We start from the raw sequence: 21,969 nt of genomic DNA on the forward strand, positions 1-21,969 counted from the left end.
CATCCAGCGTCGGCAGGAGATAAAGCCCCATGATCAAACCGCACGGTGCAGACACCCTGAAGCCCCTGTTTGTCTACGACCCCGAACAACATCACGCCCTGTTGAAAGAGGCGGAAACCCTTCCCTCCGTGGTGATCAGCTCCGCGGCCGCCGGCAACGCCGTGATGATGGGGGGCGGCTATTTCACGCCACTGACCGGCTTCATGAATGTCGCGGATGCGATGAGTTGCGCGGAGAACATGCGGACCACCAGCGGCCTGTTCTTTCCGGTCCCGATTGTGAACCTGCTGGAGAACGCGGATGCCATCCGCGGGGCCCGGCGCATTGCCCTGCGCGACCCCAACATGGAAGGGAATCCGGTGCTCGCGATTCAGGAAGTCGAGGCCATCGAGGAATTCACTCCCGAGCAGATGGCAACCATGACCGAGAAGGTCTATGGCACCACCGATATGGAGCATCCCGGCGTCGCCGCCTTCAACAGCGTGGGCCGTGTCTGCGTATCGGGCCCTATTCAGGTGCTCCACTTCTCCTACTTCCAGGATGACTTCCCCGACACCTTCCGCACCGCGGTCGAGATCCGCAACGAGATTGCCGAGCGCGGCTGGAACAAGGTCGTGGCCTTCCAGACCCGCAACCCGATGCACCGCGCCCACGAGGAACTGTGCCGCATGGCGCTGGAGCAGCTGGACGCCGATGGCCTGGTGATCCACATGCTGCTGGGCAAGCTGAAGCCCGGCGACATCCCGGCCCCGGTACGCGACGCCGCCATTCGCAAGATGGCCGAGCTGTATTTCCCGCCGAACACCGTAATGATCACCGGCTACGGCTTCGACATGCTCTACGCGGGACCGCGCGAGGCCGTGCTGCATGCGCTGTTCCGACAGAACATGGGAGCGACCCACTTCATCATCGGGCGCGACCATGCCGGGGTCGGGGATTACTACGGGCCGTTCGATGCCCAGACCATCTTCGACACCGAGGTCCCGGACGACGCGCTGGAGATCGAGATCTTCAAGGCGGACCACACCGCCTTCTCGAAGAAGCTCGGCCGCGTGGTGATGATGTGCGACGCGCCCGACCACACGAAGGAGGACTTCGTGCTCCTGTCCGGCACCAAGGTGCGCGAGATGCTGGGCCGCGGCGAGGCGCCGCCGGTCGAGTTTTCGCGCCCGGAAGTGGCGGAGATCCTGATGGACTACTACCAGAGCATCAACAAGTAGCGGGACCGGGCTGCGGCCCGGTTCACCAGGAGAAGCGATGGCGGGGAAACCCGCCACCGTTTTGCATTCAGTAGGCCTTCGACAAGGCCGCCTGGATCTCGGCGAAGGTCCGCGCGACATCGAATGTCTGCACCGACACGCCCAGCTGACGGCCAATTTGCGTGGCCGAAAACATGCCACGGATGTGGGTCTCGCCGGTCGCCGGATCGGTCTGCCCGACGAGCGCATGCTGACGCCCCCAGTCCTTCAGGGTCGCGATGATGTCACCGACGTCGGCCTGCATCACCCGTTGCATGTCCAGGAGGTCCACATCCTCCAGGGGCGCCATCAGGTCACGCACCCGAAGGTCCTCGTGCCGCAAGCCACGCTCGTTGACCATCTGGATCGGGCGTTCCCCCTGCGTGTCGCGCGCCGTAATCAGACCGCGCACACGCCGCGCGTCGTCGACCACGATCAGCAGCCGCACACCCCTGGCAATCATCTGCTCCGTCGCCTGACTCAGTGTCGCGTCGGGACCGATCGTGGCCACCGGCACGCGGCGGAAATCGGTCAGCACACAGAGCGCCGAGGAGGCCAGCGTGACCCGCGGTTCCTCGTCGGTTACCTGCTGAAGCCCGGTTCCGGGAGCCGCCTTGCTCGATGGCAGGGGCTTGTGCGGAAATTCTGCGGTCATCGCGTTTCTCCATCCAGGGTGGGAACCTAGACGATGCCCTGAGATGAACGCGCTGACAAGCGGGTCCCGCCGGAACCGAACACCGGACAGAGCCGGACCATTCGAAAGGCTTCAGGGACCCTGACGGGTCACTCGACTCCCGCGGCAGCCTCTTCCGGCGTTGGCCGGATTTCGAACGACATGCTTTCGAGATCCCCCAGTGCCCAGGTCGCCTCGGGTGCGCCGAGACCGGCGACCGTGCCAGGGTTCACGACCCAGGTGGAGCCGTCCTGCACATGCGGCTGCTGGCGGATCTCGGTCTCGTGGCTGTGCCCGCAGCACACCAGATCGTAGTCCCCGGTGCAGGCCATTGCGTGGGCGTAGTGGGGGTAGTGCGTAACAAAGATGCGGCGACCGCCCAGGGTGATGGTGGCATCCAGACCGTAGTAGTGCAGCAGGCCGTTCGACTGGTGAGCGATGCGCGAGATCGCGACCGGGTCCCCCAGGTTGTTGCCATGCACCGCGTGGATCGGCACACCCAGCTTCAGTGATGCCCGCAGTGTGTTGCCGCCGATCACGTCGCCACAGTGGATGACCGCCTCGGCGCCCTCGGCAATCCCGGCCTCGATCGCGCGGGCCAGCATCGGGCCGCGGTCGTGGCTGTCGGAAACAATGCATACCTTCATCGGATTCGCGGGCCTCTGCTGTCAGGTTCCTGGCCCGAGACGATAACACTGCCGCGACCATCCCGACGTCTGCGCCGGATCCGGGCCCCAGATCGATGCACAGATTGCGCCCGAAATGCCTTGTGGTGGACCCCCCGGAACTGCATAGTGGGAGTAACCCCGGGCGGCAGAAAGGGGGACGCAAGTATATCGTAATTGTCTAAACTATCAAGGCGTTAACGATCTATGGCACAGACCCCGTCGCACGAAATCAAGAACACCACCTGTTACATGTGCGCCTGCCGTTGCGGCATCCGGGTGCACCTGCGTGACGGGGAGGTACGGTACATCGATGGCAACCCCGAGCACCCGATCAACGAAGGCGTGATCTGCGCCAAGGGTGCCTCCGGGATCATGAAGCAGCATTCGCCGGCGCGGCTGACCCAGCCCCTGCGGCGCAAGGCCGGCGCCGAGCGCGGCGACGGCGAGTTCGAGCCGATCTCCTGGGAGGAGACCTTCGAGATCCTCGCCGAGCGACTCGGACAGATCCGCGAGACCGACCCGAAACGCTTTGCGCTGTTTACCGGACGCGACCAGATGCAGGCCCTGACCGGGCTGTTCGCCAAGCAGTTCGGCACCCCCAACTACGCAGCGCACGGCGGCTTCTGCTCGGTGAACATGGCCGCCGGCATGATCTACACCATCGGCGGCTCGTTCTGGGAATTCGGCGGCCCCGACCTCGAACGCTCGAAGCTGTTCGTGATGATCGGCACCGCGGAGGACCACCACTCCAACCCGCTGAAGGTGGCGATCTCCAAGTTCAAGCGCCAGGGCGGTCGCTTTATCTCCATCAACCCGGTGCGCACCGGCTATTCCGCGATCGCCGACGAATGGGTCCCGATCCGCCCGGGGACCGACGGCGCCCTGCTGCTGGCGCTGATCCACGAGATCATCAACAAGGGCCTGTACGACCGCGACTTCCTGGTGCGCTACAGCAATGCCGGCCAGCTGGTGAACATGGATGAGGACCAGGACGAGTTCGGCATGTTTCTGCGCACGGAGGACCCGCCGGAAGAGGGCTGCTACGACGCGCAGAACCAGCTCTGGTGGGATCGCAAGACCGGACGGGCAGTGCCGACCCATACCCGGGGGGCCGACCCCTTCCTGCTCGGGGAATTCAAGCTCGACGACGGGACCCGGGCAAAGCCCGCGTTCCAGCTGCTGCAGGACCGGGTCGCCGAGTACACCCCGGAATGGGCCGAGCGCGTCACCGGCATACCGGCCGAGGATATCCGCCGTCTGGCCCACGAGATGGGCGTGACCGCGCGCGATCAGCGCATCGAGCTGCCGATCGCCTGGACGGACTCCTGGGGCGTCGAGCACGAGTCGGTCACCGGCAACCCGGTCTCCTTCCATGCGATGCGCGGGCTGGCCGCACACTCGAACGGCTTCCACACCATCCGTTCGCTGTCGATCCTGATGTCGCTGCTGGGCACGATCGACCGCCCCGGCGGCTTCCGCCACAAGGCCCCGTTCCCGCGCCCGATCCCGCCCTGCGCCCGCACGCCGAAGGGGCCGGAGGGCGTGCAGCCCGGCAAGCCGCTGGACGGCATGGTGCTCGGCTGGCCGGCCAGCCCGGACGACCTGTTCGTGGACGACAAGGGCGAGCCGGTCCGGCTCGACAAGGCCTTCTCCTGGGAGTACCCGCTGGCCGTGCACGGGATGATGCACAACGCGATCACCAACGCCTGGCGGGGCGACCCCTACCCGATCGACACCCTGCTGATCTTCATGGCCAACATGGCGTGGAACTCGACCATGAACACGGAAGAGGTCCGCAAGATGCTGAACGACAAGGACGACAACGGGGAATACAAGATCCCGTTCCTGGTCGTGGCGGATGCCTTCCAGTCCGAGATGACCGCGTTTGCCGATCTGGTGCTGCCGGATACCACCTATCTGGAGCGCCACGACGTGATGTCGATGCTGGATCGCCCGATCTCCGAGTTCACCGGGCCGGTGGATTCGGTGCGCATCCCGGTGGTGCCGCCCAAGGGCGAGTGCAAGCCCTTCCAGGATGTACTGATCGAGCTCGGGTCGCGCCTGAAGCTGCCGGCCTTCGTGAACGAGAAGGGCGATCGCAAGTTCCGCGACTACCCGGACTTCGTGGTCAACTACGAGACCGAGCCGGGCTCCGGCATCGGTTTCCTGGCCGGCTGGCGCGGCAAGGGGGGTGAAAAATCCCTGCGCGGCGAGCCGAACCCCAACCAGTGGGAGATGTACGCGAAGAACAACTGCGTCTTCCAGTACGAACTGCCGCGCAGCTACCAGTACATGCGTAACTGGAACAAGGGGTATCTCGAGTGGTCGCAGCGCAACCGCATCACGCGCTATGGCGAGCCCGTCCTGATCCACCTCTACTCCGAGGTGCTGATGAAGTTCCGCGCCGCCGCCCAGGGCAAGGGGACCACGCGCAAGGTGCCGACGCACCTGGCCAAGCGCGTCGAGACCTTCTTCGACCCGCTGCCCTTCTACTACGACCCGCTGGAACACCAGTCCACGGACAAGCACACCTATCCGCTGGCCGCGGTCACCCAACGACCGATGGCGATGTACCACTCCTGGGACTCCCAGAACGCCTGGCTGCGCCAGATCCATGCCCACAACCTGCTGTACGTGAACGCGCGCACCGCGCGGGCCGCCGGCATCGAGGACGAGGACTGGATCTGGGCGGAAAGCCCCTGGGGCCGGGTGCGCTGCATGGCCAAGTACTCGGAGGCTGTCGAGCCCGGCACCGTCTGGACCTGGAATGCGATCGGCAAGGCCGCGGGGGCCTGGAACCTGACCCCGGGCGCCAACGAGTCACGCAAGGGCTTTCTGCTGAATCACCTGATCTCCGAGGAGCTGCCGGGGCATGACGGCCCGATCTCGAATTCCGATCCGGTGACCGGTCAGGCGGCCTGGTATGACGTCCGCGTACGAATCTACAAGGCCGAAGAAGGGGAGCCGCAGGAGACCTCTCCCCAGTTCAAGCCGCTCAAACCGTATCCCGGCCAGTCCACACGGGCACGTGTTTTGAACTTCTTTGCGGGCCTGGGGAAACGCTGAACAATGTACACACTCGCGTTGGCACCCCAGGTTTTCCGAGACAAGGCGCGGTGCGCAGCCGGTAGTGGTTCTACCGGCAAGAGCCGCAACGCAGGATCGGGGAACCTGGGGCGCCAACCCCACAACCCATTGAAAAGCAGGGGCTCGGCCGCTTTTGCATGCGCACGGCGTTGCGGCTCCCTTGTGCAGAGTGACTGCACGGCAGTCACCGCGCCTTGTTCGCACGCAAAAGCGACTCGAGCGCGAGTGCGCACATTGTGCAGCGTTCCCCCAGGAGGCAAGAAATGACCCAACTCGCCCTCGTCATCGATCTCAACGTCTGCGTGGGCTGCCACGCCTGCGTGACCAGCTGCAAGGAATGGAACACCTCCGGCGATGCCGGCCCACTGGTCGACCAGAATCCCTACGACGCGGACCCCACCGGCACCTTCTTCAACCGGGTGCAGAGTTTCGAGGTGGGCGAATATCCGAACACCGAGACGGTGCACTTTCCGAAGTCCTGCCTGCATTGCGAGGAGCCGCCCTGCGTGCCGGTGTGTCCGACCGGGGCTTCCTACAAGCGCGAGTCGGATGGCATCGTGCTGGTCGACTACGACAAGTGCATCGGCTGCAAGTACTGCTCCTGGGCCTGCCCCTACGGCGTGCGCGAGGTGGATGCCGAGCGCAAGGTGATGACCAAGTGCACCCTGTGCGTGGACCGCATCTACAACGAAGAACTGCCGGAATGGGACCGCAAGCCGGCCTGCGTGCGGGCCTGCCCGACCAATGCGCGGCTCTACGGCGATATCCATGACCCCGAATCGGTCGTCTCCAAGGCGATCCGCGAGGCGGGTGGCTACCAGCTGATGCCGGAATGGGGCACCAAGCCGGCCAACCACTACCTGCCGCGGCGCAAGACCCAGCTGACCATCCGCGAGGACGAGGTCGAACGCGCGGACAACCCGCTGAAGATCGACAGTCAGTTGCCGAAGCCCGGGCAGGACGAACCCTCGCTCGACGACGTCACCAGCTGGTAAACAGGGACGAAGACACTATGCATCCAGCCTTCTCGGTTATCTTTCTCACCACCCTGATCGGCGCCGGACAGGGCCTGTTTCTCGGTCTGTTCGGTGCCGAGGCACTGAGCCTTCTGGGCGTGCTGCCGCCCCCGGGTTCGGACTTCCTCGCGCTGGGCTCCGTGCTGGCGCTGGCCTTCCTGGTGCTGGGGCTGGTCGCCTCGTTCTTTCACCTGGGACGGCCGGAACGCGCCTGGCGCACCGCTACCAAGTGGCGCACCTCCTGGCTCTCGCGCGAGGTGATCGTGCTCCCGGCGTTCATGGGCATGGTGTTCCTGTACGGCGCGGCCCATGCGTTCGGGTTCAACCCGCCCCTGGGTACGCTGGCCGGAGACATACCCATACTGCCGACCATGGTGCTCGGGGCGATCGGGGCGCTGCTGGCAATCGTGCTGTATGTCACCACCGCGATGATCTACGCCTGCATCAAGTTCCTGCAGGAATGGCACTCCCCGCTGACCGTGGTGAACTACACGGTGCTGGGGGCCGCCAACGGCTTTACCCTGGCTGCCGCCTATGCCGCCTGGGCCGGTGTACCACTGGTGGCCTTCATGGCGACAGTCGCAATCGTGCTGACCGTTCTGGGGCTGGGAACCCGCAGCGCGTCGCTGATGCGCAACGCCCGCATCAAGTCAAAGTCGACGCTGCAGACCGCGATCGGGGTGAAACACCCGAAGATCCAGCAGAAGTCCCAGGGCTTCATGGGCGGGTCGTTCAATACGCGAGAGTTCTTCCACCACATGTCGGCGGCGTTCCTGCGCGGGATGAAGTGGATCTTCCTGCTGGGCGCATTCGTGATCCCGGCGATCCTGCTGCTGGTCGTGCTGGTCACACGGGTCGACCCGGTCAACGTGCTGATCGCCGCGTTCGTGATCCAATATCTGGGCATGGTCGCCGAACGCTGGTTCTTCTTCGCCCAGGCGAACCATCCGCAGAACATCTACTACCAGTCGGTCGCCTGAAACCGCTGGGGGGCGGGCGCCCCCCAGCCCACCCGCAGCGAAGACCGCACTTCTCCAAACCCTTCCGTCAGGCCGCAGGCCAGCTCGCGGTCGCGATGCCTTCGCCCAGATCGACCTCCACCAGACGGCGGCGCACTTCCAGCAGCTTTTCCAGCAGGGCCGGCTCGACACGCTCGTAGGCCTCCGCGTCCGGCACCCGATTGACCACCACCCCCAGCAGCTCGGTGATCGCGTTGCCGATGGAGTTCTGGCTGATCGTGACGATCAGGCGACCCTCGTCGTTGCGGTAGATCAGCTGCTTGAAGGCCGGCTGCCAGCGGATGGCATGGGCGTACTTGGCATCGGTGAAGCAGCGGTCGCGTACCTTCTTCGCGGTCTTCAGGAAATCGTTGTTGAACAACAGGACCTCCTCCACTGCATCGGGGAAGTGCACGCCCTCGGGCATCGGCGCATTGCGGGTGGAGACCTGCGAGAAGAAGGTCCGGTAGAAGTCCAGAAAGCCCTGCAGGACCGCGTCGTATTCGCGCCAGAAGCGGATGTCCTTCAGGGCCTCGACGCCGCCCTGAATCTCCCAGCTCGGGAGGCCGTGCGGGTAGCCGGTCAGTCCCAGGCGCGCCTGTTGATCCGGCGCCGGACGCAGGATCTCCAGATCCAGCGCCCGTGTGAAAAACGCCCGGTAGACATCGCGCATGTAGGCCTGGAACAGGCTGTGCTGGCCGCCATCGGTCAGATTAGGATTGCCGGGATCCGCCAGTGGGGCATCAGCCAGCGTGGCCATCGGAAAGACGATGAAATGGTTGTGCAGCATGCGGATGCTGGGCACGCCCGGCGCGGTCAGCGGCCAGGTCGCATCCAGGCTGGCCTCGCCCGCCAGCACCAGGGCCTCGGCCGGATCCGGGTACTGCTCCAGCATGTACTCGATGATCACCCCGTTCATCCGATTCCAGACATGCCGAACCGGCTCCGGCACCTGGGTGCGCCGCACCGGGCGCCCCATCGGGTCGAGGATGGTCTGCGAGGTGTTGTAGATGATGGAGCAGTCGAATTCGTTGCTGTGCCCCAGCGCCTTGCGATAAAGCAGGAGATTCTCCGGGTTCACCAGCAGCCCGTTGTTGTTCACCAGGTCGGCGAGGTTTTCGGTGCTGTTGAAGAACTCGTTGGGTTTCATGCCCTCCGGTATGTCCAGGGGGATGGGCCGAAAGGGCGTGGTGATCTCGCGGGGGCCGGCTTGCATGGCGGTCGATTGCTCCTAGGGAAACACTGATGAATGTACACGCTCGCGCTCGAGTCGCTCTTGCGTGCGGTGCGGCGGCAGGGCCGTTCAGGCAGGGTTGTACCCACAACCACAACCCCTGTACTGTAACTTGCGCGGCTCGGGAGTGTCTGCCGCGACGATAGCACAACCACCCACTCCTCATAGGAGCGAGAGCATGCGACTGATTCTGTTGGGGGCGCCCGGCGCCGGCAAGGGCACTCAGGCCCAGTACATCTGCGAGAAGTACAACATCCCGCAGATCTCCACCGGTGACATGCTGCGTGCAGCCGTCAAGGCAGGCACCCCCCTGGGTCTGAAGGCCAAAGAGGTGATGGATGCAGGCGGCCTGGTGTCCGACGACATCATCCTGGGCCTGGTCAAGGAACGCGTGGAACAGCCCGACTGCTGCGACAGCGGCTTCCTGTTCGACGGCTTCCCGCGCACCATCCCGCAGGCCGAAGCCCTGAAGGAACAGGGCGTGCCGCTCGACTTTGTGGTGGAGGTGGATGTCCCCGACGAAGAGGTGATCCGGCGCATGAGCGGGCGCCGAGTGCACCCCGGTTCGGGTCGCACCTATCACATCGAATTCAACCCGCCGAAGGTCGAAGGCAAGGACGACGTCACGGGCGAGGACCTGATCCAGCGCGAGGATGACAACGAGGAGACGGTGCGCAAGCGCCTGGAGGCCTACCACAGCCAGACGCGGCCGCTGGTGGATTTCTACTCGAAATGGGCGGACAGCGGCGACCCCGACGCACCGAAGTACGTCCACATCAAGGGGACCGGGTCGGTGGAAGAGATCCGCGACCAGATCTTCAAGGCCCTGGGCTAAAAGAACGACCCGCCCGGAATACCGGGCGGGTCGTTGTAAACGGGGCCGCGGCCCCACGCCTGCTGCCCCGCCCCCGGACACGGGACCAGGGGCTTTTTGCTAGCGACCGAGCACCTTGGTCACCTTGTTCTTGCGCAGGCGATAGGCATCCGGCATGCCCGAGCCCAGCAACGGGCGCAGATACATGCGGAAGGCATCGGTGACATCGGTGCCCGAGGCATCGATGAACTCGTCCGGCATCACCTTGGTCTTGCCCGCAACGGCCTCCAGCGGGACGTACTCGTAGTCCACCGAGTAAAAGCCGGTGCGCTTGATCGCGACCGAGCCGTCGCGGCCCTCCCACATCGCGAACTGCACGGCCTTCTCGCCCACCTCGCGGGCCTCGCGCTGGTCGACATCGGAGACACAGCCAATAAAGGCACGCTGGAGGTAGCCGAAGGTATCGCCGCGCACGCGCTTGACCCCCAGCTTGCTGCGGATCTCGTCGCAGAGCATATCGGCCAGTGCCCCGGTACCGGAGAGCTGCACGTTGCCGTGGGCATCCTTCTCCACGTCCTTGGCCAGCTTGGTCGCGATCGGCTCGCCCTCCGCGTCGTGGATGCCCTCGCTGACCGCGATCACACAGCGGCCGTGACGGTCCATGGTCGCCTTGACGTCCGACAGGAAGCGGTCAACCTCGAATACCCGTTCGGGCACATAGATCAGATGCGGTCCGTCGTCCGGAAACTTCTTCCCGAGAGCGGAGGCCGCGGTCAGGAATCCGGCATGACGGCCCATGACGACCGCCAGGTAGATCCCCGGGAGGGCATAGTTGTCGAGGTTGGCGCCAATAAAGGCCTGGGCCACAAAGCGCGCTGCCGAGGGGAAGCCCGGCGTGTGGTCGTTCTCCACCAGGTCATTGTCGATCGTCTTCGGGATGTGCACGCAGCGCATCGGGTAGTTGGCCTTGCGCGCCTCCTCGCTGACGATCCGTACCGTGTCGGAGGAGTCGTTGCCGCCGATATAGAAGAAGTAGGTGATCTCGTGGGCCTTCAGGACCTTGAAGATCTCCTTGCAGTAGTCGAGGTCCGGCTTGTCCCGCGTGGAGCCCAGGGCGGACGAGGGCGTCTGCGCAACCATCTCCAGGTTGTGGGTGGTCTCCTGGGTCAGGTCCAGGAACTCCTCGTCGATGATCCCGCGGACCCCATGGAAGGCCCCGTATACCAGCTCGACATCGGTGAACTTCCGGGCTTCCAGGACCGCGCCCACCATGGATTGATTGATTACCGCCGTCGGGCCTCCACCCTGGGCGATCAGAACCTTGGCCATCTTCGTCCTCCTTCTGCGACTTTAAGTGCGTAGCAACCATGAATCGGCCGCGCAACGACCGGGCATCTCAGTAACGTAAGGCCCGAAGATAGCAAATTCCGCACTCTGCGCACGGAAACGTTTAATTGTATTATCAAAGACTTATTGAATGGAGTGAGTCGACAGCACAACGGCACCGCCCACCCGATGGGTTAGCGGTGCCGGTTCGCCGGCCAGAGAGGGGGTCGAGGCAGAACTCAGTCGCGCAGATGCTGGTTCACAAAGCGGGTGACCCGGATCATCGCGTCACGCGAGGCCAGGTCGTCGGCGAAGGTGCGGTTGTTGCCGTTGCGAAAATCGAAGCCGCGGCCAACGCCTGGATATTCGATCCAGGTCACATCACCGCCGCGGCTTTCCAGCCCGTCGGCGGCCATCTTCGCGGTGCGGTGGCGCTGATACTGCTCCTCCTCGCCAATCAGCACCATCATCGGGATCTCGAGCTGGTTCACCTCGTTGGCATAGCGATACACCTGGTGAGGCTCGCCGAGGTTCGGATCCTGCAGGTGCGGGTAGTAACCGGCCCAGCAGGCAGCATCCTCGACCTGCCGCTCGTAGGTCACGGCGACCTTCAGGGTCTTGTAGCCCCCGCGCGTAATGGAGACCAGGCAGGCGCGATCACCCACGATGTCGTCGCGCTCGAGCAGCACGTCCAGCCCCTTGTTCAAGTCGCCTTCCAGCTCGTAGTCATGATCCAGCGGGTGGCTCTCCATGAAACGGCCGGTATACATGTCGGGAGCCAGCACCACGAAGCCCCGCGCCGCCAGGCGCTTCACATGGAGCTCGGCCAGATCGTCCAGGCCTCGCCGACCATGGGCCCAGAGGATCGCGGGGTAGGCCTCGCCATCGGCGGGACGCGCCACCATGGCCGGGATGTCCACGCCGTCGCGCTCGTATTCGAACCGCTCGATCTCGACTTCGTGATTCTCGAGGTCGGAATACAGGACACCGTCCTCCCACCAGCCGTCATCCCACCACCAGTTGTCGGCACCGGTGGGTTCGTCCGCCGCGAGCGGCGCGGCGACGAGGCTGGCCGCGGCCAGCAGACTGAACGATCGCAGAACAGAAAACATGAATCCCGAACCCCTTGTTGGTTGGAGCCGCGGGGGTCACCCGGCCGGGGTCCCGCAGCGATGAGCCTCGCCGTCAAGCTTAGAACAAAGCACGATCTCCTGCCTGTGCCGTACGGCCTTCCTACAACCCACCCGGAAACCCGAGCTGGCGCCAGGCCTCGTAGACAACGACGGCCACAGCGTTGGAGAGGTTCAGGCTGCGGCTGTGGGGCTGCATCGGGAGGCGCAATCGCTGTTCCGGAGGCAGCGCATCCAGAACCGCCCGGGGCAGGCCGCGGGTCTCCGGGCCGAACAACAGGGCATCGCCGGACTGGAACCCGGCCTGATCGTAACGGGCCTGACCGCGCGTAGTCAGGGCGAACACGCGTTGCGGCCGGACCGATTCCCGCCACTGTTCGAGGCTGTCATACTCTTGCACCCGGGCCAGCTCGTGATAGTCGAGCCCGGCGCGGCGCGCCCGGGCGCTGTCCAGCTCGAAGCCGAGCGGATGGATCAGGTGCAGCGCCGCCCCGGTGTTGGCCGCCAGACGAATAATATTGCCCGTGTTCGGCGGGATTTCCGGTTCATAAAGGACGATGTGAAGCATGAGTGATTCGCGCACCGATCCGCGGCTGGCCGTCGATTTCTGCGGGCTGCATTTGAACACGCCGCTGGTGCTGCTGTCCGGCTGTGTCGGCTTTGGCGAGGAATACACCCGGGTCGCCGGGTTCTCCAACCGCGACGCGGGTGCGATCTGCCTGAAGGGTACGACCGGCCAGGCGCGACTGGGCAACCCGCCGCACCGCGTCTACGAGACGCCCGACGGCATGCTGAATGCGATCGGCCTGCAGAATCCGGGCGTGGACCGGGTAGTGGACGAGATCCTGCCCGCGCTCGATTTCGAGGAGACGCGGTTCTTCGCCAACGTCTCCGGCTCGACCATCGAGGAGTACATCGAGGTCACCCGGCGGTTCGACGACTCGCCGATCGATGCCATCGAGATCAACATCTCCTGCCCCAACGTGAAAGAGGGCGGCGTGGCGTTCGGCAACGACCCGGAGATGTCCGCGCGCGTGGTCGAGGCCTGCCGCTCGGTGACCTCCAAGCCGCTGATCACCAAGCTCTCGCCCAACCAGACCGACATTGCCGAAAACGCCCGCCGCTGCATCGAGGCCGGGACTGACGGCTTCGCCGTGATCAACACCCTGATGGGGATGGCCGTCGACGTGGAAAACCGCCGCGCGGTGATCGGCAACAACCAGGGTGGACTCTCCGGCCCGGCGATCAAGCCAATTGCGCTGCTGAAGGTGCAGCAGGTCCATCAGGTGGCCGCACCGCACAACGTGCCGATCATCGGCCAGGGCGGCGTGCTGACCGCGCGCGACGCGCTGGAATTCCTGATCGCCGGCGCCAGCACCGTGGGTGTCGGGACCGGGCTGTTCTACGACCCGCTGTGCCTTCCGAAGATCCTGGACGGCATCCGCGACTACATGGATCGCCACGGCATCCAGCAGGTCAGCGAGCTGACCGGAACCCTGCAGCTCAACAGCGCGATCTCCGCCTGCGCCGCCCCGGCCCCGGAAGACCCGACGACCTGACTCGGCTTAAGGAAACACTCACTACGTGTTTCCTTAATCGTCGTCGAGACCCAGCTCCTGGATTTTGCGGGTCAGGGTGTTGCGACCCCAGCCCAGCAGGGCAGCGGCCTGCTGGCGGTGCCCGCCGGTCACATTCAACGCCTCGCGAATCACCGTGCGTTCCAGTTGCGGCAGCACACGGCCGAGCAGGTCGCGCTCGCCCTGTTGCCAGTGCTGCCGGGCCACCTGGGCCAGCTCGCTGGTCCAGTCACGCGGCGCGGCCATCGTCGCGTCCGACAGGTTGCCGTGGGACTGCGCGGGCTGCGTCTCCTGATGCAGCTCGGTTGGCAGGTCGTCCAGGTGCACCTCGCGACCCGAGGCCATGACCGTCAGCCAGCGACAGGTGTTCTCCAGCTGACGGACATTGCCCGGCCAGGGCAGGCGCTGCAGTTCACGCACCACCTCCGGCCGCATGGTCTTCGGCTCTACCCCCAGCTCGCACGCCACCTCGGCCATGAAGTGCTGCACCAGCAGCGGGATGTCCTCCGGGCGCTCGCGCAGCGACGGGACATGGATGCGGATCACGTTCAGGCGATGGAACAGATCCTCGCGGAACAGCCCGGCGCGGACGCGTTCCTCGAGATCCTGGTGGGTGGCGGCGATGATGCGGACATCGACGCGGATCGGGGTGTGCCCGCCGACGCGATAGAAGGTTCCGTCCGCCAGCACCCGCAGCAGGCGCGTCTGCAGGTCGAACGGCATGTCCCCAATCTCGTCGAGAAACAGCGTGCCGCCGTCGGCCTGCTCGAAGCGGCCCTTGCGGCTCTGGCTGGCGCCGGTAAAGGCGCCCCGTTCATGGCCGAACAGCTCGCTCTCCAGCAGATCCTTCGGGATCGCGGCGGTGTTCAGGGCAATCAGCGGCTGGTCGGCCCTTGGGCTGTGCTGGTGCAGGGCCCGCGCGACCAGTTCCTTGCCGGTGCCGGACTCGCCGTTGATCAGCACGGTGATGTTGCTGCGCGACAGACGCCCGATCGCGCGGAACATCTCCTGCATCGCCGGCGCCTCGCCGATGATGGGGGTGTCCTCGATCCTGGCGCTGCCCTCCGCGTTCTGTTGTGCGGTGGCGCGTGCCTCGAGGGCACGCTGGACCAGGGCCACGGCATCGTCGATATCGAACGGCTTGGGCAGGTACTCGAAGGCCCCGGTCTGGTAGGCCCCGACCGCGCTCTCGAGATCCGAGAACGCGGTCATGATGATCACCGGCGGCGGATCCGGACGGGTCTGCATCCGGGCGAGGAAATCGAGACCGTTCAGCCCCGGCATGCGGATGTCGGCCACCACCGTATCCGGGGGCTCGTCGGTCTCCAGCGCGGCCCAGGCGGCATCGGCCGTCTCGAATCCGCGCACCTGGATACCGGCACGCTGCAGGGCGCGATCCAGCACCCAGCGGATCGAGTCGTCGTCGTCGATGATCCAGACGATGGGGTCCATCAGTCGTTGGCCTCCTGGGCATCTTGGGGTTCGATCGGCAGCAGGATGTCGAACGAGGTGCTGCCCGGACGCGAACGGCATTCGATGAGCCCGTTGTGCAGCTGGATCAGGCTCTGGGCGATGGGCAGTCCCAGCCCGGTGCCGGCGGCGCGACCGGTCACCATCGGGAAGAAGATGCGCTCGCGGATCTCCTCGGGGATGCCGGGTCCGTTGTCGCGCACGCTCAGGCGCGCCACCAGCCGGTGACGATGGCCGGAAATGGTGTACTGGCGCAGCACGCGCGAGACCAGTGTGATCTCGCCGCCATCACTGAGCGCCTGCACCGCGTTCTGCACCAGATTCAGGATGGCCTGCACCAGCATGTCCCGGTCGGCCTGCACATTGGGGATACTCGGATCGTAGTCGCCGCGGATCTTGAGGCCCAGGGGCAGCTGCACACTGACGAGACCGCGCACGTGCTCCAGCACCTCGTGGAGGTTCACGGCCTCGAGGCGGGGCAGGTTGTGAGGCCCGAGCATGCGATCGACCAGGCCGCGCAGCCGATCCGCTTCGCGAATGATGATGCCGGTGTATTCCTTCAACCCGTCATCGTCCAGCTCGCTGGCCAGCAGTTGCGCCGCCCCGCGCAGGCCACCCAGCGGGTTCTTGATCTCGTGGGCCAGCCCACGGGTCACCGCACGCGTGATGGCCTGCTGTTTCTGCAGTTGCTCCTCGCGGCTGATACGTTCGTGGCGATCAATGGCATTCAGCTCGAACAGGAGTTGTGCCCCCTGGTCATCGTCACCATGCAGCGGCGTGATGGTGATGTCTGCCAGGAAGGGGTCGGCGCGCAATGGCTCCATCTGCCGGGCGCGCAGGGTCATTGGCTGATCGAGCGACAGCACCGACCGCAGCCGACTGGACAGGCTGCGGTCGAGCCTGAGCCACTGCCCCAGCCCGTGGCCGACAATGCGCTCGCGGCTGAGCCCCAGCAGAACCTCCGCCGCACTGTTCAGACTGACCAGGCGCAACTCGCCATCCGTCACCAGTACGGCGGTGGACAGGTCGTCCCACCAGGGCCAGGGGGCCGGGACGGACTTGGCGGCGGGATTGTTCATCAACGGGCCTCAAGCAGGAATCACGCCAAACAGGGCGCCACGCGGGGCGGACCCTCCGCGTGCAGAACAGCGGCCAGGCGAGTTCCTTCAGGGGCAACCACCGACTGCCGCCCCATTATAGTGCAAAAAGAGCACCAACTTGGGGCAGGCTGCGCACACAAACAGTGCGCAGGTTAATTCGGCGGAACCTGCGGGATCTGGGGCTGCGGTGCGCGCGGGGCCTGCGGGGCCCGGGGTGCCTGTGGCGCCCCGCCCTCGGGGAACTGCTGCGGGCGCTGTTGCTGCTGCTGTTCGCGCGGGATCGCGATACGCAGGACATTGAACTGGATGGTGTCGCTGCTGGCGAGCTCCTGCCCGGCCTCGTCCTCCACCCGGGCCTGCAGGCTGTACTCGCCGCGATCCAGCCCCTCGAAGGTGATGCTCGGGTCGCTGCTGTCGCCGGCCTCCTCGCCGTTCAGCAACCAGACGATGCGATGTCCGGCCTCGACGTCCAGCGCCGGTTCCAGCGCAACCTCCGCGGTGACATTGCCATCATTGGCGCGCACGCCGGATCCGTCCTCCGGCTGCGTGATCGCGATGCGCTCGTAGCCGTTGGCTTCGGCCTCCTCCTGCGGAGGCCGAACCGGGCGCTCAAGGATCTCGCGCGCGCCCTCCAGCGGGACGGCCCGCATGGGCTCGCGGATATCGACCGGCTCGCTGTCCCGGCCCTCGGGGGGACGATCACCGAAATGCACGTTGCCCTGGTCGTCGGTCCAGCGGTAGACCTCGGCCTGGGTCAGCGCCGGCAGGCACATCGCGATCAGAAACAGCACCCAGACCTTGTTCATCGCCGATCTCCTTGGGTCGATACCCCGGGCCGCCTAGGCGGCGCGCACCCACAGTCCCTGTACACGGGCGGCCTGCCCCTGCAGCGCGACGAGGCGCTGGCGCTCGCCCTCGCCCGTCGCGCCGGATTCGCGCCGGGCAATCCAGTCCTCCAGTGCAGCCAGACGCAGCAGCGTGGGCGCCGCACCGCGCTCGATCGCGGCCAGCGACCGCTTGGCATCATAGCCGGCCAGCAACGCGCGGTAGGTGTCGCCGCGAATCTCGCCCGCTTCGTCCACCGCGATCACCAGCGCCAGGCGCGCGATCTGCCAGAAAGCGGGCACCGGCGCCGGCGGCATCACCAGATCCGCGAGCCCCGCCCCTTCCGGGTAAACCCGCACCGATTGCCAGAAGCTCCCGGCCAGCGGCAGGTCCTCGAAACGATAGAGGCTCTGATGGTGCAACTCGGTATCCAGCGTCGCGCGTTCGTCCGCCGACAGATCCCGGCCCAGGGCATCGGCGCGCTCTCGCAACAGCTGCTGCAATACGCCGCGGCGATAACCCGTGGCCTCCGGCATCGCGCTCGCCGGGTGCCGGGCCTGCCACTCCGCGGCGCGCTGCCCCAAGGCCTCGAGGCTGCCAGGCCCCTCTGCGGACAGGGCTGCACGCAATGGCTGGCCGCGATCGAGCAGCAGGATCCGCTCGCCATCAGCACCGCCCGTGGCCAGCGGGGCACGGCCTGCGTCGTTCAGGGCGGCCTCGATGCCGGCGGCGGCATCCGCCGACAGGCGCAGGCACTGCACGGGTTGCCCCGCCAGCAGTGCCTCGCCTTCGCGAAATTCGATACTCACCCCGCAGGCCTCGGCACAGGCCTGGAGGTCGTGTTCGCTCATTACCATCGGAATATCACCCAGGACGGCGGGACGAAATCGGGTTCCAGCTCGCGCTGGCGACGATCGAGCAGGCCGTCGCCGGTGCTGTCAATCAGGTAATAGGAAGGACCGACCGCGGGGATGACCTCGACCATCACGAGCTGCCCTCCCATGCGGTACTCGCGCCGGGTCTCGCCGTCGCGCTCGATGATTACGATATCGGCCTCTTCCAGCCCGCGCTGCTCGCGCGCGCGCTCGTCGAGTACGGGTGGCGCGGGGTCGGCCTCCGCCTCGTCCGGCATCTCGGGCGGCGGGGGGGCATCGTCCCACTCGCGCTCTTCCTGGGCGAAGGCCAGGGCCGGCACCAGCAACAGGCCGGCCAGGATAGCGACAGGACAGCGGGTGGAATGGGTGGATTTAGCGGCCATGCTCACAGCTCCATCATGCGTTTCTTTTCTTCCGCGGAAGGCTCGAAGCTGCGTGCCTCGTAGTGTTCGAAGATCACGTCCACCACGTCTTCCGGGGCATCCACCAACGAGTATAGCTTCAGGTCCTCGGCGTCGATTGTGCCTTCGGACACAAGAGTGTCCTCGAACCAGTGCAGCAGCCCCTTCCAGAACTCGGAGCCGACCAGCACGATCGGGATGCGCCGGGTCTTGCCGGTCTGCACCAGCGTCAGGATCTCCGCCAGTTCGTCCAGCGTGCCGAACCCGCCCGGCAGGACCACATAGGCGGAGGCATACTTCACGAACATCACCTTGCGCGAAAAGAAGTGGCGAAAGCCAAGGCCGATGTCCTGATAGGGGTTGGCACTCTGCTCGTGGGGGAGCTGGATGTTCAGACCGATGCTGGGCGAACGCCCGGCAAAGGCGCCCTTGTTGGCCGCCTCCATGATGCCGGGACCACCCCCACTGACCACCGCAAAGCCGGCGTCCGACAGCTGGCGGGCGACTTCTTCGCCCAGCTGGTAATGCGGATGGCCGGGCGGGAAGCGGGCGGAGCCGAAAATGCTTACCGATGGCTTGATATGAGCCAGGCGCTCAAAGCCCTCCACGAACTCCGCCATGATCTGGAAGATCTTCCAGCTCTCGCGGGTGAGGGCGGAATCGTCAATCGGGCGCAGGCCGGGGTGCTCGGCGCGTTCGTGGTCGTTCATTCAGGGTTTCCGGTCAATACAGAGGCCTAGCGTAACGGCCACCCCACCCCTGCACAAATGGCGCACCTCCCGCGGTAGAATCCCGGGTTTCGCCCGTCCGGATTTCGCTTCATGTCGCAACCGCCCCTCGTCCTTGTCGACGGCTCGTCCTATCTGTTTCGGGCCTTCCATGCCCTGCCGCCGCTGACTGCGCCGGACGGCGCCCCGACCGGCGCCATGATTGGTGTGGCGAACATGCTGCGCAAGCTGCGCGCGGACTACGGTCCGGAACACATGGCAGTGGTGTTTGACGCGAAGGGCCCCACCTTCCGCGACGACATCTACCCGGAATACAAGGCCACCCGTCCGCCGATGCCGGAGGAGCTGGCGGCCCAGATCGAGCCGCTGCATGAACTGGTGCGGGCGATGGGCCTGCCGCTTTTGTGCGTCGAGGGCGTGGAGGCCGACGACGTGATTGCGACCCTGGCCGACCAGGCGGCCCGCGCCGGGCATGACGTGGTGATCTCCACCGGCGACAAGGACCTTGCGCAGCTGGTAGATGAGCGCATCACCCTGGTCAACACCATGAGCGGGGTCACTCTGGACCGCGAGGGCGTGCAGGAGAAGTTCGGCGTCGCCCCGGAACAAATCGTCGACTACCTCGCGCTGATGGGCGACAGCGTCGACAACATCCCCGGCGTGGACAAGGTCGGCCCAAAGACCGCGGCCAAGTGGATCGCGAAGTACGGCGATCTCGACACCATCCTGGAACAGGCCGACGACATCGGCGGCAAGATCGGCGAGAACCTGCGCGCCGCGGCCGAGCGCCTGCCCACCTCGCGCGAGCTGATTACGGTCAAGCGCGATGTCGAGCTGGACGCCGGCCCCGACGACCTGAACATCCGCGAGCCGGATCACGAGCGCCTGCTGGAGATGGTGCGCCGCTACGGCTTCACCCGCTGGCGCGCGGAGCTGGAGGGCGGCGAGGCCGCGGCCGGCGACAACGGGGGCAACCCAAGCCCGTCGCAGGCGAAGGGCGACTACCAGGCGCTGCGCGAGGAGGCCGAACTGGCCGAACTGCTGGAACGCCTGGACCAGGCCGACCGGGTCGCCTTCGATACCGAGACCACGAGCCTGGAGGCGATGCGCGCCGAGATCGTCGGCATGTCCTTCGCCTTCGAGCCGGGCACCGCGTACTACCTGCCGCTGGCCCACACCGGGCCGGATGCCGACCCGCAGCTGCCGCGCGCGGAGACGCTCGAGCGCCTGAAGCCGTGGCTGTCCGACTCCAGCCACGGCAAGTTGGGCCATCATTTGAAATACGATCGCAACGTGCTGGGCAATCACGGCATCACCCTGCGCGGGATCGTCGACGACACCCTGCTCGAATCGTTCTGCCTGGACGCCGGGGCCAACCGCCACGACCTCGACTCCCTGGCCGAGCGCCACCTGGACTACAAGACCACGCACTACGAGGACGTGGCCGGCAAGGGGGCGAAGCAGATCCCGTTCGCCGAGGTGGATGTCGGCATCGCCACCGATTACGCCGGCGAGGATGCCGACATCTGCCTGCAGCTGGATGCGGTGTTCCAGCCGCGCCTGCAGGCAGCGGAAGGCCCGGCGTTTGTCTACCGCGAGATCGAGATGCCGCTGGTCCCGGTGCTGGCGGATATCGAACGCGCCGGCGTGAAGGTGGACCCGGATCGGCTCGGCGAGCAGAGCCAGGAGCTGCTGACCGAGATGGAGCGGATCGAGCGCGAGGCCTTCGAGGAGGCCGGGGGCGAGTTCAATCTCGGCTCGCCCAAGCAGATCCAGGAGATCCTGTTCGAGCGCCTGGGCCTGCCGGTGCTGCGGCGCACACCCAAGGGCCAGCCTTCCACCGCCGAGGATGTGCTGGAGCAGATGGCGGACGACTATCCCCTGCCACGCCTGATCCTCGAGCATCGCGGCCTGTCCAAGCTGCGCAGCACCTACACCGAGACCCTGCCTCGGCGCATCCACCCGGAGACCGGGCGGGTGCACACCTCCTATCACCAGGCGGGGGCGGCCACGGGGCGGCTGTCATCCTCGGAGCCGAACCTGCAGAACATCCCGGTACGTACCGAGGCCGGGCGGCGCATCCGCCGTGCGTTCATCGCGGAAAAGGGCCACCAGCTGCTGGCGGCGGACTACTCGCAGATCGAGCTGCGCATCATGGCCCACCTGTCGCAGGACGCAGGCCTGCTGAAGGCCTTCGCCGAGGGCCAGGACATCCACCGCGCGACCGCCGCCGAGGTCTTCGGGCTGGACCCGGAACAGGTCTCCGGCGATCAGCGCCGCGCGGCCAAGGCGATCAACTTCGGCCTGATCTACGGCATGTCCGCCTGGGGGCTGGCGCGCAACCTCGGCATCGAACAGGGCGAGGCCCGCGAGTACATCGACCGCTACTTCAATCGCTATCCCGGTGTGCACGACTACATGGAGCGGGCCCGCGCCTCCGGGCGCGAGAACGGCTATGTCGAGACCCTGTTCGGCCGCCGCCTGTACCTGCCGGAGATCAACAGCCGCAACGGGGCGCGGCGCCAGCAGTCCGAGCGCGTGGCCATCAACGCCCCGATGCAGGGCACGGCCGCCGACATCATCAAGCGCGCGATGGTACGGGTCGCGCACGACCTCGAGGACACCGGGATTGACGCGCGCATGATCATGCAGGTGCACGACGAACTGGTGTTCGAGGTGGCCGACGCGGCGGTGGAGGACCTGACCACCCTCGTGCGCCGGGCAATGAGCGGGGCCGCCGACCTGGACGTGGAACTGGTCGTAGACGTCGGCGTCGGCGCCAACTGGGACGACGCCCACTAGGGAAACA

General features: G+C 66.0%; 19 protein-coding genes. 7 read left to right on the top strand and 12 right to left on the bottom strand.

Going from position 1 to position 21,969, the window contains the following annotated elements; all coding sequences use genetic code 11:
* The first annotated feature begins 29 nt into the window (after nt 1–29).
* Nucleotides 30–1,220, top strand: a complete 1,191-nt coding sequence (gene sat, locus C995_RS0101550) for a sulfate adenylyltransferase (protein WP_018863256.1) — start codon at nt 30–32, stop codon at nt 1,218–1,220.
* 67 nt (nt 1,221–1,287) lie between these two features.
* Here sat and C995_RS0101555 read toward each other — a convergent pair whose 3' ends face one another.
* Both C995_RS0101555 and C995_RS0101560 read right to left on the bottom strand, forming a co-directional pair.
* Nucleotides 1,288–1,893: a CBS domain-containing protein gene (locus tag C995_RS0101555; protein WP_018863257.1), complete on the bottom strand. Its 606-nt coding sequence runs from the start codon at nt 1,891–1,893 to the stop codon at nt 1,288–1,290.
* 128 nt (nt 1,894–2,021) lie between these two features.
* On the bottom strand, nt 2,022–2,558 hold the full coding sequence (locus tag C995_RS0101560; RefSeq protein ID WP_018863258.1) for a metallophosphoesterase family protein: 537 nt from the start codon (nt 2,556–2,558) through the stop codon (nt 2,022–2,024).
* Nucleotides 2,559–2,783: 225 nt separating this feature from the next.
* Here C995_RS0101560 and C995_RS0101565 point away from each other — a divergent pair, with 225 nt between their 5' ends.
* From C995_RS0101565 to C995_RS0101575, 3 genes are all read left to right on the top strand, one after another.
* On the top strand, nt 2,784–5,645 hold the full coding sequence (locus tag C995_RS0101565) for a molybdopterin oxidoreductase family protein (RefSeq protein ID WP_018863259.1): 2,862 nt from the start codon (nt 2,784–2,786) through the stop codon (nt 5,643–5,645).
* 284 nt (nt 5,646–5,929) lie between these two features.
* The gene (locus C995_RS0101570; protein ID WP_017925619.1) at nt 5,930–6,661 is read left to right on the top strand and encodes a 4Fe-4S dicluster domain-containing protein; all 732 of its coding nucleotides are present in this window, start codon (nt 5,930–5,932) and stop codon (nt 6,659–6,661) included.
* A 17-nt stretch (nt 6,662–6,678) separates the two neighbouring features.
* Nucleotides 6,679–7,662: a DmsC/YnfH family molybdoenzyme membrane anchor subunit gene (locus C995_RS0101575; RefSeq protein ID WP_018863260.1), complete on the top strand. Its 984-nt coding sequence runs from the start codon at nt 6,679–6,681 to the stop codon at nt 7,660–7,662.
* 67 nt (nt 7,663–7,729) lie between these two features.
* Here the strand turns inward: C995_RS0101575 and C995_RS0101580 are convergent, their stop codons facing one another.
* On the bottom strand, nt 7,730–8,896 hold the full coding sequence (locus C995_RS0101580) for a hypothetical protein (RefSeq protein ID WP_018863261.1): 1,167 nt from the start codon (nt 8,894–8,896) through the stop codon (nt 7,730–7,732).
* A gap of 196 nt (nt 8,897–9,092) precedes the next feature.
* On the opposite strand from C995_RS0101580, the gene adk reads away from it, so the two are divergent.
* Nucleotides 9,093–9,749: an adenylate kinase gene (adk, locus tag C995_RS0101585; RefSeq protein ID WP_018863262.1), complete on the top strand. Its 657-nt coding sequence runs from the start codon at nt 9,093–9,095 to the stop codon at nt 9,747–9,749.
* 99 nt (nt 9,750–9,848) lie between these two features.
* Here the strand turns inward: adk and C995_RS0101590 are convergent, their stop codons facing one another.
* The 3 genes from C995_RS0101590 to trmL form a co-directional block, all read right to left on the bottom strand.
* The gene (locus C995_RS0101590; protein WP_018863263.1) at nt 9,849–11,057 is read right to left on the bottom strand and encodes a 6-phosphofructokinase; all 1,209 of its coding nucleotides are present in this window, start codon (nt 11,055–11,057) and stop codon (nt 9,849–9,851) included.
* A 236-nt stretch (nt 11,058–11,293) separates the two neighbouring features.
* Complete coding sequence (locus C995_RS0101595) at nt 11,294–12,166, bottom strand: dienelactone hydrolase family protein (protein ID WP_018863264.1); 873 nt, start codon at nt 12,164–12,166, stop codon at nt 11,294–11,296.
* A 121-nt stretch (nt 12,167–12,287) separates the two neighbouring features.
* Nucleotides 12,288–12,752 carry a tRNA (uridine(34)/cytosine(34)/5-carboxymethylaminomethyluridine(34)-2'-O)-methyltransferase TrmL gene (trmL, locus tag C995_RS0101600; RefSeq protein ID WP_018863265.1) on the bottom strand — a complete coding sequence of 155 codons (465 nt, stop codon included), beginning with the start codon at nt 12,750–12,752 and terminating at the stop codon, nt 12,288–12,290.
* Between trmL and C995_RS0101605 the strand changes: the two genes are divergently transcribed.
* Nucleotides 12,751–13,743: a dihydroorotate dehydrogenase gene (locus C995_RS0101605; RefSeq protein WP_018863266.1), complete on the top strand. Its 993-nt coding sequence runs from the start codon at nt 12,751–12,753 to the stop codon at nt 13,741–13,743. The genes trmL and C995_RS0101605 overlap by 2 nt on opposite strands.
* Nucleotides 13,744–13,776: 33 nt before the next feature.
* On the opposite strand, the gene ntrC is transcribed toward C995_RS0101605, so the two are convergent.
* From ntrC to C995_RS0101635, 6 genes are all read right to left on the bottom strand, one after another.
* Nucleotides 13,777–15,213, bottom strand: a complete 1,437-nt coding sequence (ntrC, locus tag C995_RS0101610; RefSeq protein ID WP_018863267.1) for a nitrogen regulation protein NR(I) — start codon at nt 15,211–15,213, stop codon at nt 13,777–13,779.
* Entirely contained in the window at nt 15,213–16,310 is a 1,098-nt protein-coding gene (gene glnL / locus C995_RS0101615; RefSeq protein ID WP_018863268.1) for a nitrogen regulation protein NR(II), read from the bottom strand. The genes ntrC and glnL overlap by 1 nt, the downstream gene beginning before the upstream one ends.
* Before the next feature lie 173 nt (nt 16,311–16,483).
* Nucleotides 16,484–17,137 (bottom strand): DUF4124 domain-containing protein, encoded by a 654-nt coding sequence (locus C995_RS0101620; RefSeq protein ID WP_018863269.1) that lies wholly within the window; start codon nt 17,135–17,137, stop codon nt 16,484–16,486.
* 33 nt (nt 17,138–17,170) lie between these two features.
* Nucleotides 17,171–18,007: a hypothetical protein gene (locus C995_RS0101625; RefSeq protein ID WP_018863270.1), complete on the bottom strand. Its 837-nt coding sequence runs from the start codon at nt 18,005–18,007 to the stop codon at nt 17,171–17,173.
* Nucleotides 18,007–18,414 (bottom strand): DUF2782 domain-containing protein, encoded by a 408-nt coding sequence (locus C995_RS0101630; RefSeq protein ID WP_018863271.1) that lies wholly within the window; start codon nt 18,412–18,414, stop codon nt 18,007–18,009. The genes C995_RS0101625 and C995_RS0101630 overlap by 1 nt, the downstream gene beginning before the upstream one ends.
* Nucleotides 18,415–18,416: 2 nt before the next feature.
* Nucleotides 18,417–19,142, bottom strand: a complete 726-nt coding sequence (locus C995_RS0101635) for a TIGR00730 family Rossman fold protein (protein WP_018863272.1) — start codon at nt 19,140–19,142, stop codon at nt 18,417–18,419.
* Nucleotides 19,143–19,253: 111 nt separating this feature from the next.
* On the opposite strand from C995_RS0101635, the gene polA reads away from it, so the two are divergent.
* Nucleotides 19,254–21,962, top strand: coding sequence for a DNA polymerase I (polA, locus tag C995_RS0101640; protein WP_018863273.1), 2,709 nt, complete (start codon nt 19,254–19,256; stop codon nt 21,960–21,962).
* Nucleotides 21,963–21,969 lie beyond the last annotated feature (7 nt).

Source organism: Thioalkalivibrio sp. ARh3 (genome assembly GCF_000377265.1).
Classification (GTDB): domain Bacteria; phylum Pseudomonadota; class Gammaproteobacteria; order Ectothiorhodospirales; family Ectothiorhodospiraceae; genus Thioalkalivibrio; species Thioalkalivibrio thiocyanoxidans.